This is a genomic window from Reyranella sp. (genome assembly GCF_965229815.1).
GTDB lineage: Bacteria > Pseudomonadota > Alphaproteobacteria > Reyranellales > Reyranellaceae > Reyranella.
In genome coordinates this window covers 1,341,703-1,353,816 of record NZ_CBDDJN010000002.1, presented here as the reverse complement: position 1 = coordinate 1,353,816, position 12,114 = coordinate 1,341,703, and the positions used below count along the sequence as shown (strand labels likewise).

At 68.6% G+C, this 12,114-nt stretch carries 14 protein-coding genes; 8 read left to right on the top strand and 6 right to left on the bottom strand.

Annotation, left to right across the window (positions count from 1 at the left end):
• Positions 1-28: 28 nt before the first annotated feature.
• Genes ACO073_RS06940 through ACO073_RS06930 form a run of 3 tightly spaced genes read left to right on the top strand, consistent with a single transcriptional unit; the run spans position 29 to position 2,964 of the window.
• Positions 29-886, top strand: coding sequence for a TauD/TfdA dioxygenase family protein (locus tag ACO073_RS06940; RefSeq protein ID WP_421996425.1), 858 nt, complete (start codon positions 29-31; stop codon positions 884-886).
• Position 887: 1 nt separating this feature from the next.
• On the top strand, positions 888-1,880 hold the full coding sequence (locus ACO073_RS06935) for a ketopantoate reductase family protein (RefSeq protein ID WP_421996424.1): 993 nt from the start codon (positions 888-890) through the stop codon (positions 1,878-1,880).
• Entirely contained in the window at positions 1,873-2,964 is a 1,092-nt protein-coding gene (locus ACO073_RS06930) for a ring-opening amidohydrolase (protein WP_421996423.1), read from the top strand. Before ACO073_RS06935 ends, ACO073_RS06930 begins: the two co-directional genes overlap by 8 nt.
• Here ACO073_RS06930 and ACO073_RS06925 read toward each other — a convergent pair.
• Positions 2,945-3,238, bottom strand: coding sequence for a 7-cyano-7-deazaguanine synthase (locus tag ACO073_RS06925; protein WP_421996422.1), 294 nt, complete (start codon positions 3,236-3,238; stop codon positions 2,945-2,947). The genes ACO073_RS06930 and ACO073_RS06925 overlap by 20 nt on opposite strands.
• Positions 3,239-3,274: 36 nt before the next feature.
• Between ACO073_RS06925 and ACO073_RS06920 the strand changes: the two genes are divergently transcribed.
• Together ACO073_RS06920 and ACO073_RS06915 are read left to right on the top strand one after the other, a co-directional pair.
• A complete protein-coding gene (locus ACO073_RS06920) occupies positions 3,275-4,525 on the top strand; it encodes an amidohydrolase family protein (RefSeq protein ID WP_421996421.1) in 1,251 nt (416 codons plus the stop codon).
• Between the two features lie 146 nt (positions 4,526-4,671).
• Complete coding sequence (locus ACO073_RS06915) at positions 4,672-4,893, top strand: hypothetical protein (RefSeq protein WP_421996420.1); 222 nt, start codon at positions 4,672-4,674, stop codon at positions 4,891-4,893.
• Between the two features lie 126 nt (positions 4,894-5,019).
• Here ACO073_RS06915 and ACO073_RS06910 read toward each other — a convergent pair whose 3' ends face one another.
• On the bottom strand, positions 5,020-5,934 hold the full coding sequence (locus tag ACO073_RS06910; RefSeq protein WP_421996419.1) for a hypothetical protein: 915 nt from the start codon (positions 5,932-5,934) through the stop codon (positions 5,020-5,022).
• 157 nt (positions 5,935-6,091) lie between these two features.
• Here ACO073_RS06910 and ACO073_RS06905 point away from each other — a divergent pair, with 157 nt between their 5' ends.
• The 3 genes from ACO073_RS06905 (at position 6,092) to ACO073_RS06895 (ending at position 8,295) form a co-directional block, all read left to right on the top strand.
• Entirely contained in the window at positions 6,092-6,808 is a 717-nt protein-coding gene (locus ACO073_RS06905) for a pirin family protein (protein ID WP_421996418.1), read from the top strand.
• A 169-nt stretch (positions 6,809-6,977) separates the two neighbouring features.
• The gene (locus tag ACO073_RS06900) at positions 6,978-7,751 is read left to right on the top strand and encodes an SDR family NAD(P)-dependent oxidoreductase (protein ID WP_421996417.1); all 774 of its coding nucleotides are present in this window, start codon (positions 6,978-6,980) and stop codon (positions 7,749-7,751) included.
• 25 nt (positions 7,752-7,776) lie between these two features.
• On the top strand, positions 7,777-8,295 hold the full coding sequence (locus ACO073_RS06895; protein ID WP_421996416.1) for a hypothetical protein: 519 nt from the start codon (positions 7,777-7,779) through the stop codon (positions 8,293-8,295).
• A 61-nt stretch (positions 8,296-8,356) separates the two neighbouring features.
• Here the strand turns inward: ACO073_RS06895 and ACO073_RS06890 are convergent, their stop codons facing one another.
• The 4 genes from ACO073_RS06890 to ACO073_RS06875 all read right to left on the bottom strand — a co-directional run bounded on the left by ACO073_RS06890 (position 8,357) and on the right by ACO073_RS06875 (position 12,091).
• On the bottom strand, positions 8,357-8,770 hold the full coding sequence (locus ACO073_RS06890; protein WP_421996415.1) for a hypothetical protein: 414 nt from the start codon (positions 8,768-8,770) through the stop codon (positions 8,357-8,359).
• A 27-nt stretch (positions 8,771-8,797) separates the two neighbouring features.
• Positions 8,798-10,444, bottom strand: a complete 1,647-nt coding sequence (gene groL / locus ACO073_RS06885) for a chaperonin GroEL (RefSeq protein WP_421996414.1) — start codon at positions 10,442-10,444, stop codon at positions 8,798-8,800.
• 57 nt (positions 10,445-10,501) lie between these two features.
• Positions 10,502-10,834, bottom strand: a complete 333-nt coding sequence (locus ACO073_RS06880; RefSeq protein ID WP_421996413.1) for a co-chaperone GroES — start codon at positions 10,832-10,834, stop codon at positions 10,502-10,504.
• 150 nt (positions 10,835-10,984) lie between these two features.
• Positions 10,985-12,091, bottom strand: coding sequence for an aromatic ring-hydroxylating oxygenase subunit alpha (locus ACO073_RS06875; protein ID WP_421996412.1), 1,107 nt, complete (start codon positions 12,089-12,091; stop codon positions 10,985-10,987).
• Between the last annotated feature and the right edge of the window lie 23 nt (positions 12,092-12,114).

Sequence of the window (12,114 nt, the reverse complement as noted above, 5' to 3'; positions counted from 1 at the left end):
GGCACGGACTGTGCATACGCGCCCCAACATGACGACAGATGCTCCCAGGCTCGTCGCACGCCCTCTCACCGAGCATCTCGCAGCGGAGGTCGCCAGCGTCGATCTGCGGTCTTTTCTCGACGGCGCATCGACGGCACCGCTGCTGGAGGCGCTGACGGAGCATGCCGTTCTGGTGTTCCCCGAGCAGACGCTGACCCCCGACGAGCTGCTGTCGGTCAGCCGACTGCTGGGCGAGCTTGAGCCGCACGTGCTCGATCAGTACTGCATGGCCAGCCATCGCGACATCTACGTCCTGTCGAACGTGGTCGAGAACGGCCGCAACATCGGCAACCCGCGTGACGGCTTCGGCTGGCACACCGACCTCTCCTACTTTGCCGAGCCGACGGCCTACACGCTGCTCTACGGCGTGGAGACGCCAACGGAAGGCGGTGACACGCTTTTCTGCAGCACCTACGCCGCCTTCGAGACGCTGCCCGACGACGACCAAGAACGGCTGCGGCACTTGCGCGGCCTGCACAGCTATCGCCACCTCCACGCCAAGCGCCGCAACGCCGCGCCGCTGACCGCCGGGCAGCTCGCGCGCACGCCCGACGTCACCCATCCGATGATCCGCATCCATCCGATGTCGGGGCGCAGGAGCCTCTATCTCGGCGGCAACTGCCTCGCCGGCCTTGCGGGAGTCGAGGACAGCGAGGCTTGGCCCTATCTCGACCGGCTGTTCGCCCACGCGACCCAGCCTGCCTTCCAGTACCGCCACCGCTGGCGGCCCCGCGACGTCTTGATCTGGGACAATCGCGGAACGATGCACACCGCGACGGAATACGACCACGCGCTGCACCGGCGTGTCATCTGGCGCACCTCGGTCCGCGGCGAGGCGCCACTCTGACATGACATTCCCGAGCATCGCGGTGGTCGGTGCCGGCGGCATCGGCGGCGTCGTGGCATGGTCGCTGGCTCGTGCCGGCCTGTCGCCGACGGTGATCGCCCGCGGCCGGTCGGCCGACGCCCTTCGCCGCGACGGCCTCACCATCGAGCGCCACGGCAGACGCGAGACCGTCCGCGTCGCCGTCGCGTCGCCCGACGACGACATCGGCTTGCAGGACATGGTGCTCGGCACCATGAAGGCACACGACTGGCCGTCGGCGATGCCGCTGCTCAAGCGCCTGATCGGGCCGTCGACGACGCTGATTCCGGCGATCAACGGCATTCCTTGGTGGTACTTCGCCGGCCAGTCCGAGCCGGCGGCGCCCGACACGCTTTCGTGCCTCGATCCCGCAGGCGCCATGACTTCCGGCATCGATCCGGCGGGTCTGGTCGGCTGCGTCGTCTACATGGGCGCGACGCGGATGGGCCCCGGCTGCATCGACTGGAGCTCCGGCCGCCGGCTGGTGCTGGGCGACGTGATCCCGCGCCGCGACGGCCGGCTGTCGCGCATCGCCGAGCTGCTGCGGCAGGCCAATCTCGACATCGTCGAGACCGACGATATCCGCCAGGAGGTCTGGACCAAGCTGCTGGGCAACGGGGTCTTCAACCCGCTGTCGGTGGTCGCCAGCGCGACGATGGACGAGATGATCGACGATCCAAGCCTGCGCCACATCTGTGTCGCGGCCATGAACGAGCTGATCGCCGTCGCCGGTTCGGTCGGCATCGCCTTGCCCGTCGACGCCGAGCAGCGGCTGGCGATGAACGGCCACATGCGCGGCTTCCGGACGTCGACCCTGCAGGACTTCGAGGCCGGCCGGCCGCTCGAGATCGCCGCCCTGGTCGAGGCGCCGTGCGCGATCGGCGCGGCCAACGGCGTCGACACGCCGGTGCTTACTGTCCTCGGCCGGCTGGTGACGCGATTTGCGATCGCACAACGAGGCGCTGCCCATGCCTGACACGACGAATGCCTTCCGCCGCGCCCGCGTGCTGCGCCTGCCGACGGCCGGACCGAACGACACCCTGCCGCTGACGCGCGCCATCGATGCAGGCGAGATCGATCCTGCCACCATCGTGGCGATCGTCGGCAAGACCGAGGGCAATGGCTGCGTCAACGACTACACGCGCGGCTACGCGACACTCGCACTGAAGCTGCTGCTGTCGGAGCGGCTGGGCTGCCCGCTGTCGCAGATCGAGCAGCGGGTCGCCATCGTCATGTCGGGCGGCACCGAGGGCGGCCTGTCGCCGCACCTCCTGGTGATGTGCCGCGAATCCGCGCCGGCGCCCAAGCTGCCGCCGCGGCTCGCCATCGGCGTCGGTTTGACGCGCCCCTTCAGGCCCGAGGAAATCGGCCGCGCGGCGCAGATCGAGGAGACTGCCACGACCGTGCGCCTCGCCATGCGGGATGCCGGCATCGCCGATCCGGCCGACGTTCACTTCGTGCAGATCAAGTGCCCACTGCTCACCAAGGAGCGCATTGAGGAGGCGAGCCGGCGCGGTGCCGCCGTCACCACCGAGGACACCTATTACTCGATGGCACTGTCGCGCGGCGCCTCGGCGCTGGGAGTGGCGCTGGCGCTGGGCGAGATCCGCGAGGCGCACGAAGCGGCGATCTGCCGCGACTGGTCGCTCTACTCGAAGGTCGCCAGCACCTCGGCCGGAGTCGAGCTGCTGCGCAACGAGATCGTTGTGCTTGGCAACGCGCCCGGCTGGGGCGGCAACCTCGTGATCGGCCACGACGTAATGACCGACGCCATCGACGCCCCGGCGGCGACGCGCGTGCTCGACCGGCTGGGCATCGGCCGCGACCAAGTCGTTGCCGTTCTCGCCAAGGCGGAAGCCTCGCCGACCGGCGAGATCCGCGGGCGCCGCCACACCATGCTGGACGACAGCGACATCCACTCGACGCGCCACGCCCGCGCGCTGGTCGGCGGCGCGCTGGCCGGCGCGATCGGCGATACGCTGCTCTACGTCTCAGGGGGTGCGGAGCACCAGGGGCCCGCCGGCGGTGGCCCGGTCGCCATCATTGGCGCGGTAGCCTAGGCAGCCGGCAGCCCACAGCCGGCTGGCATCGCACCTCTCGCAGCCGGCGGCCCCAGCCGGCGGCCCCAGTCGGCGGACAGCGCGCGATGCCGCGCCGCCCTGGTTCGCGCACCTCCATCGCCGCGATGAGCCGGTGGCCGTAGGCGAAGCCGATTGTCTCCACCCGCTCGCGACACGACAGCGCCCCGGCGAGGCAGGTGGTGGAATCCTGGCTGCTGGAGAAAAGGACGAGGGCCGAGGACGGTTCGGCGGTCTTGGGCGGGACAATAGCCACTTCTGCAGTCCTCCCGCAGCGCCTACTCTGTCGCTCATGGGAGCGACGCTCTTCATCAACGCCCGTCTCGTCCTCGAGGGCTTCGCCGCCCGGCAGCCGGGCTACAACGTGCTGGTGCGGGACGACCGCATCGCTGCGGTTTCGCGGGCGCCGGTCGAGGCCGCGGACGCGACCGTGATCGACGTCGCCGGCCGGACCCTGATGCCCGGCCTGATCGACGCCCATGCCCACATCACCGGCCTGTCGCTCACACCGAAGAACATCGCCAGCCCGGCCGCCGACATCGCCATCGCCTCGGCGGACTACCTGCGCAACTGCCTGATGGACGGATACACGACCATCCGGGAGGCCGGCGGCGCCGGCCACGCCACGGCCCGGCTGCTCGCCGAAGGCCGGATCATCGGGCCGCGCCTGTACTTCTCCGGACGGGCGCTCACCCAGACCGGTGGCGGCGCCGACTTCCGGACACCGGATGAGGAGACCGACCCGTGCGGCCATGCCGGACCCTTCTCGGTCATGTCGGTGATCACCGACGGCGTCGACGCGGTGCGCAAGGCGGCGCGCGAGGAGCTGCGCCGCGGTGCCACCCAGATCAAGCTGTTCGCCTCGGGCGGCGTGGTGTTCCCGGCCGAAGGGCACGCCACGCGCTACGAGTTCACGCCCGAGGAGCTGCGCGCGGCGGTCGAGGAAGCCGCGGCCCGCGGGACCTATGTCATGGCCCACGTCTATACCGACGAGGGCGTGCGGCGCTGCCTGCAGGCCGGCGTCCGCTCCATCGAGCACGCGAACTTCGTGAGCGAGGAGACGGTGGCCATGATGGCCGAGCACCGGGCCTTCTACGTGCCGACCTTCATCTCCCTGGTGCAGCGCGTCGAAAGCGCCGACCACGAGCACCTGTCGCCGGCCATCGTCGGCAACCTCGAACGCACCATCGCGCGCGGCCGGCAGGTCTACCGGTGGGCGCGCAAGCACGGCGTCCCGATCGGCTTCGGCACCGACTTGTGGGGACCCGACGCCCAGAAATCGCAGCTGCGCGAGTTCGAGATGCGCCGCGACCTCGACACGCCGGCCGAGATCCTGCGCTCGGCCACCGCCGTCAACGCCGAGCTGCTGATGGAGAAAGGCATGCTCGGCGTCATCGCCGAGGGCGCCCATGCAGACCTGCTGGTCGTCGAGGGCGATCCGCTGGCCGATCTCGGCGTGTTCGCCCGGCCGCAGGAGACCCTCAAGCTCATCATGAAGGGCGGCGCGATCTGCAGGAACGAGCTCGGCGCGACCGGGGCCTGACGGGTGGACTGACGGGCCCGGCGCCAGAGGCGGCCGCACGTCGGGCAGACGCGGAAGGTGAACCAGGCGGCCTCATGCCACCGATTGGTCGCACAGGCGGGACGTCGGAAGGCCGAGAATCCCCCGTCCTTGCGGAGGTCCGGCCGGTGACGAAGAACTCCAGACTCTCGGGCGTCGCGTCGATGATCGGCGTCGGCCTGCTCACGCTGATCCTGTGCCTCGGCATCGGCTTCGTGTACCTGGGCAGCGGTCCGCCCTCGACGCTGACGGCGACCGGCTATGTCGCCATGGGGCTCGGCCTGCTGGCCTCGATCATGCTGGGCGTCGGTCTGGCGCTTCTGGTCCTGCAGGGACGCAAACGGAACTAGAGCGGGATGAGATGAGGTGGAATCGCTCGCGATTCCACCTCATCTCATCCGCGCGCTCGAATGTCGTCGATTGCGGGAGAGCATGATGAGATTGGCTGCTTCCAGCCAATCTCATCATGCTTTAGGTCAGCCGCGCCTCGGCCTGAGGCGCGCGAGCGACCGGGCGAGGCGCTGCCGCCAGGTCTCGACCGGCGCACCCTCCGGCATCTCCTCGAGGAAGCGCTCGAGGGCAGAGCGCGTGGCGCGCTGCAGTTCCTGCTCGGTCGGGAAGTAGGGATACCAGCCGCCGATGCCGGCATCGACGACCTCGAAGCTGGTCTGCCGCGCCGGCACGATGTCGAACTCGATGGTCGGGCGCAGCGCCACGCCGGAGATCGGCGCGTGCAGCACCACGCTGTTCTCGAACAGCATCCAGACCGGCGCGTCGCTCTCCAGGGTGAACTCCACGCCGTCGCGGCGGCGGAACCAGGTCGTGCCCGAGCGCGTGCCGCAGCCCTGCGGCAGGATGAAGATCTTGCGCATGGCCACCGGCCAGCCGTCGAGATGACGGTCGGCAGCCGGCCGCCTGGGGATGAGCTGGAACTGGCGCGTCGAGGCGATGCGATAGGGATGGCCGATCATGCGCTCGATGAGAGGGCCGGCCTCGACCATGAACTCGGCGAGCAGCGCCCGCGAGGCCGGCGTCAGCTTGCGGTACTGGTTGCCGCTGTTGAGATAGTCGCACTGGGCGGTGGCGGTGCTCATGTAGCCCGGCGCGAAGTCGCGGCGCCGGATCCGCGTGCGCGGCGCCGACAGCATCGCCGCGAGCAGCCGCCCGGCGAGGCCCGGGTCGAGCGGAAAGACCATCACGCCGACCTCGGCCAGCGGCCCGCGATCGCAGTCGAGCTCGTCCGTCAGCGCCTGCCAGGCGTCGCGCGACAGCTGGGTGAGGACACTGCGAAAGCGCTCGAAATGCGGATCCGTCCCGTCCGTGCGGCCCTCGAGGACGTGCATCCGTTCGACCAGGGCGGGGTCCGGCAAGGCGAGGACTTCAGGCTGCATGGCGGCCACCCTAGTGCATGACGCATTTGGCTGGAAACAGCCAAGCCGCCGCGCCGGCGCCCGCGTTCAAGGCCCCGGATCGCCGCGTCCCTGCAGTCACCAACCAGAAACTTGATCCCCTGACCCGACGGGCCATCTTGGCGGCAAGAGGTAAACCATGATCGAACTCAGACCCTTCGAGAAGCTCGGCAAGTCCAACCATGGCTGGCTGAACGCCAACTTCCATTTCAGCTTCGCCGAGTACCGCAACCCCGAACGCGTGCACTGGGGTGCGCTGCGGGTGTGGAACAACGACCGCATCGCGCCGCAGTCCGGCTTTCCGCCGCATCCCCATCGCGACATGGAGATCGTGACCTACGTCATCAAAGGCGCGATCACCCACCAGGATCACCTGGGCAACCAGGGCCGCACCGAGGCCGGCCAGATCCAGGTGATGAGCGCGGGCCAGGGCATCCAGCACGCCGAGTACAACATGGAGCAGGCCGAAACCGAGCTGTTCCAGATCTGGATCCTGCCCAACCAGCAGGGCGTGCCGGCGCGCTGGGAAACCGTCCAGTTCCCGACCGAAGGGCGCGACGGCAAGCTCGTGCCGCTGGCCTCGGGCCGCGGCCACGACGGCGCCATCCCGCTCTACGCCGACGGTGCGCTGTATGCCGGCACGCTGAAGGCGGGCCAGTCGTTCCGCCAGACGCTCGACGGCAAGCCGGCCTATCTCGTGGCGGCCAAGGGCAGGATCGAGGTGCGCGGCGCCGACGGTTCGCCGGTGACGGCCAAGGCGCGCGACGGCGTGGCCGTGGTCGACCTGCCGGAAGTCGAGATCACCGCGGTCGAGGACGCGGAGATTGTGCTGGTCGAAACCGACAAGTTGAACTGACGCGACGTTTCGTGTTCATCGTCCCGCTCATGCTCCTCTCCCCCTTGGGGGAGAGGCTGGGTGAGGGGGCGATGCAGGAGACAGTCTTCGCGTCGAGCCCCCTCACCTGACCTCTCCCCCAAGGGGGAGAGGAACATGGGAAGATGAGACCGACCGAGGGGGACTTCGCATGGCCTACAAGGGCTTCGATCTGACGGGCAAGGTGTCGCTGGTGACCGGCGGCAACGGCGGAATCGGGTTCGGCATGGCCGACGCGCTGGCCGAGGCCGGCGCCGACGTCTGCATCTGGGGCACCAACCCCGGGAAGAACGCCGACGCCGCCGAGAAACTGAAGCGCCACGGCCGCAAGATCCACACCCAGATCGTCGATGTCGGCGACGAGGCCCAGGTCCAGGCGGCCTTCGCCGAGACGCTGAAGGTGATGGGCCATGTCGACAACTGCGTCGCCAATGCCGGCGTGTCGGGCCGCGGCAAGGGCTCGATCCTCGAGATGGACTACGAGGAATGGCGCCGCGTCCTGCGCGTCAACCTCGACGGCGTGTTCTTCACCTTCCGGGCCGCCGCCAGGCACATGGTCGAGCGCGGCAAGGGCGGCTCGCTGGTCGCGATGGCCAGCACGGCGGCCATCGAGGGTGCCGCCCGCTCCAGCCACTACGGCGCCAGCAAGGGCGGCGTGTGCGCCATGGTGCGGGCGCTGTCCGTCGAGCTGGCGCGTCACAGGATCACCGCGAACTCCATCCTGCCGGGCTGGATCGAGACCGAGATGACGGCCAACGCCGTCGCCAACCCGAAGTTCGCCGGCAACGTCCTGCCGCGCATTCCCGAGCGCCGCTGGGGCGTCGGCGCCGATTTCGGGCCGATCGCCGTCTACCTCGCCAGCGACGCAACGGCCTACACGACGGGGCGCGACTTCGTGATCGATGGCGGCTATACGTTGTTCTGATCGCCAGCACCCGGAGACACGGATCATGATCAAGACAGTCGCCGCCTTCGCAGCCATCGCCCTGACCGCGACCGCCCTGCCGGTGCTGGCGCAGCAGGCCAAGCCGGCCGCGGCCCCGGCCAAGTCGCCCACCGAGGACCGCTACATCGGCTATTACTATCCGAAGCCGACATCGACCGAGGTGTTCGAATCGAGCCTCAAGACCATCGAGGGCGTCGACCGCCCGCAGCGCATCCAGTTCGTGACGGTCGTGTCCCAGGGCACGATCCAGTCGGCCTACCGCGTGCCCTATGCCGTGTTCGCCAAGGGCGAGAAGGCCGACAAGATGATCATCGTCGGCATGCAGCAGGGCGAGCTCAACACCGTCTATCGCATGCGCGCGCTGCTCGCCAACATGACGACCATGTCGCGCCTGTCGCCGTTCTTCCAGGAGCGCACGGTGGCCGAGGACGCGACCTTCTTCGACCTGCTGAAGCTGCTGGGCTTCCGGGAGCTGACGGTGACCGACGGCGAGAAGGTCACGCACCAGGTCACGATCAAGTAAGAACCCGCCCTGGCGAGACCGCCCTTCCTCTTCCCCGGCGAAGAGGAAGGGCGCGGTCCGGCTACGAATAGAAGAGTCGGACCGCCAGCACGGCGGCGAGCAGAACGCCGCAAACCACCCAGATCGCGAGGGACGGTGCCTTCTTGGGGCGCCCTGGCGGCGCGTCCTTCGGCAGCGGGACGGCCGGAACGCTGCGGGCCGGCAGGCAGCCGACGAGACGCTCGGCGATCGCCCCGACATCGGCGGCCGTCCAGTTGCCCGCAGGCAACTGGCCGATCTTCTCGGCGACCTGTCGTGCCGCAACCTCCCGGGGCAGATCGGCCAGGCGGGCGGCCTCCTGCCAGGGATCGAGGCCGAGCCGGGTCAGGGCCGACAGCACCGTGAGGGGCAGCCCGGCCTCGTCCTCGCCGAGGGCAGCGAAGAGGAATGCATTGTACTCGGAGTGACCCAGGCGATATTCCGCGCGCAAGGTCATGGCGCCTCCTTTCCGGGAAGGAAGGGACTAGAAGCCCATCCCGCCGCCCATGCCGCCCATGCCGCCGCCCGGCATCGCCGGTGGCGCATCGGCGGTCGGCGAATCGACCACCATCGCCTCGGTCGTGATCAGCAGGCCGGCCACCGACACGGCTCCCTGCAGGGCCGTGCGGACGACCTTGGTCGGATCGATGACGCCGGCCTTGAGCATGCTGACATACTCGCCCTTCTGGGCGTCGAAGCCGAGATTGACGTCCTTCTGGTCGAGCAGCCGGCCGGCGACGACGGCGCCGTCGAAGCCGGCATTCTGGGCGATCTGGCGCACCGGCGCCTGCAGCGCGCGACGCACGATCTCGATGCCGACCTGCTGGTCCGGATTGGCGCCTCGCCTGTTCTCTAGCACGCGCGACGCATAGAGCAGGGCGGCGCCGCCGCCGGCGACGACCCCCTCCTCGACCGCGGCCTTGGTCGCATGCATGGCATCCTCGACACGGTCCTTGCGCTCCTTGACCTCGACCTCGGTGGCACCGCCGACCTTGATGATCGCCACGCCGCCCGCCAGCTTGGCCAGGCGCTCCTGGAGCTTTTCGCGGTCGTAGTCGGAACTCGTCTCCTCGACCTGTGCCTTGATCTGCGCGACCCGGGCCTCGATGTCCTTCTTCTTGCCCACGCCGTCGATGATCGTGGTGTTCTCCTTGTCGACACGCACCCGCTTGGCGTTGCCCAGCATGGCGAGCGTCACGTTCTCGAGCTTGATGCCGAGATCCTCGCTGACCAGCTCGCCCGCGGTGAGGACGGCAATGTCCTCGAGCATCGCCTTGCGGCGATCGCCGAAGCCCGGCGCCTTGACGGCCGCGACCTTGAGCCCGCCGCGGAGCTTGTTGACGACCAGGGTGGCCAGGGCCTCGCCCTCGATCTCCTCGGCGATGATGAGCAGGGGCCGACCGGACTGCGCGACGAGCTCGAGCAGCGGCAGGAGCGTCTGCAGGCTCGACAGTTTCTTCTCGTGGATCAGGATGTAGGGCTGCTCGAGCTCGCAGATCATCTTCTCGGCGTTGGTGACGAAGTAGGGCGAGAGATAGCCGCGGTCGAACTGCATGCCTTCGACCACCTCGAGCTCGGTCTCCATGCTCTTGGCTTCCTCGATGGTGATCACGCCGTCCTTGCCGACGCGGTCCATCGCCTTGGCGATCATGTCGCCGATCGCCTTGTCGCCGTTGGCCGAAACCGTGCCGACCTGGGCGATCTCGCCGCCGGTCGACACCTTCCGGGAGCGACCCTTGAGCTCATCCATGACCAGATCGCACGCGACGTCGATGCCGCGCTTGAGGTCCATCGGGTTCATGCCGGCCGCGACCGCCTTGGCGCCTTCGCGCACGATCGCCTGGGCGAGAACCGTCGCGGTGGTCGTGCCGTCGCCGGCCGTGTCCGACGTCCGGGTCGCCACCTCGCGCACCATCTGGGCGCCCATGTTCTCGAACTTGTCCGAGAGCTCGATCTCCTTGGCGACGGTGACGCCGTCCTTGGTGATGCGCGGCGCTCCGTAGGACTTGTCGAGCACGACGTTGCGTCCCTTCGGCCCGAGCGTGACCTTGACCGAATCGGCCAGGATGTCGACACCACGGATCATGCGGGTGCGGGCATCGCCGCCGAATCGTACGTCTTTTGCAGCCATGTGATTGTTCCTTGTTTCGAATGCGTGGGGGATCGAGGCCGTTGGGCGGGCGCGGCGCTAGGCCGCCTTCTGCCTGGCCTTGCCCGGCTTGCCGGCGTCTTGTCCCTCGAGGACGCCCATGATGTCGGCTTCGGTCATGATCAGGAGGTCCTCGCCGTCGACCTTGATCTCGCTGCCCGACCACTTGCCGAAGAGGATACGGTCACCCGGCTTGACGTCGAGCGGCACGATCTTGCCGCTTTCGTCGCGGGCTCCCGGGCCGACGGCGACGATCTCGCCTTCCGCCGGCTTTTCCTGGGCGGTGTCGGGAATGAGGATTCCGCCGGTCGTCTGCGCCGGGGGATCGACCCGGCGAATCATCACGCGATCGTGCAGCGGCCGGAAGTTCATGGCGTCTCTCTCCAATTTGTCGGGGTTTGTCGGCAGGCGCTGTCGGCGCGAGCGATTCGGTGACTGATAGAGAGATGGCCCTTTCCCGCCAAGTGGCAAGGGATATTCGCCCCGAACGGTACAAACGGCCCGTTTTTGTGCGAGTTCCCGTCAGGCGACCGCCTCGGCGACCTCCTGGTGATACCAGCCCAGCGCCTTTTCGAAGTTGCCGAACGTCTGGACGCGGTTGGCGCCGCTGCGGAAGTTGCGCTGGATCGTCTCGCCGATGCCGAAATCCTCGACCAGCGCCGCGGCGAACAGGTCGACATTGGCCTTCCAGTAGCTTTCCGGCTTCACCGCCTTCTCCTCGGGCGGCACCAGCACCGAGAACTGCATCACCGATTCGTCGGGCGTGACGGGAAAGCTCGTGAACACGCCGCAATGGTCCTGGGTGTAGGTCAGCACCGTGTTGGGAAAGAGCGAATAGAACACGATCGCATGGTCGCGGATCCGCCAGGTCTCCTTCGGCTGCTCCTCGATACCGTCAAGCGTGCGCTTGGCCGCCGCCCAGCGCATGTGGCTGCCCATGCGCTCGTAGGTGGCGATATTGTCGTGGAACAGCGGGTAGACGGTGCCCGGGTGCAGGTAGCGGAAGTGGTAGAGCTCGAGGAACGTGTCGATCACCAGCTTCCAGTTCATGTGCGGCCGGATCGGCTGCGAGGAATGGACCTCCCACCCCTGCATGTCCCAGCCCGACAGGTCGCGGGTCAGCGCGCCGAGATAGCCGTCGATGTCGAGGGAGGCCTCCTCGCCGTCCGCCAGCGCCGACGGCACGACCCAGACCAGGCCGTAGCGCTCCGCCACCTTCAGGCGGCGCAGGCCGTGGCTCGCCTTGTCGAGATCGCCGAAGGCGGCGCCGTCGGTGATGCCGACCAGCCGCCCGGTGAGGTCGTAGCTCCAGCCGTGATAGGCGCAGACGAAGGCCCGCTTGTTGGCGCCGCAGGGCTTCTGCTCGACGGCGGCGCCGCGATGGCGGCAGACGTTGAGGAAGGCGCGCAGCACGCCGTCGGTGCCGCGGGTCACCAGGATCGGCTGGCCGGTCTGGTCGTGGACGACGAAGTCGCCGGGCCGCCGCAACTGGCCCGAGAAGGCGACCACGATCGGATACTGGCGGAACAGGATGTCGACCTCGCGCCGGAAGCGCGCCGGATCGTAGTAGGTGTCGACGGGCGTGTGGGTCAGTCCCGGCCCCTCGTCCCGCGTGTTGGTCCGCACCATACGCAACATACGCTCCAGATACG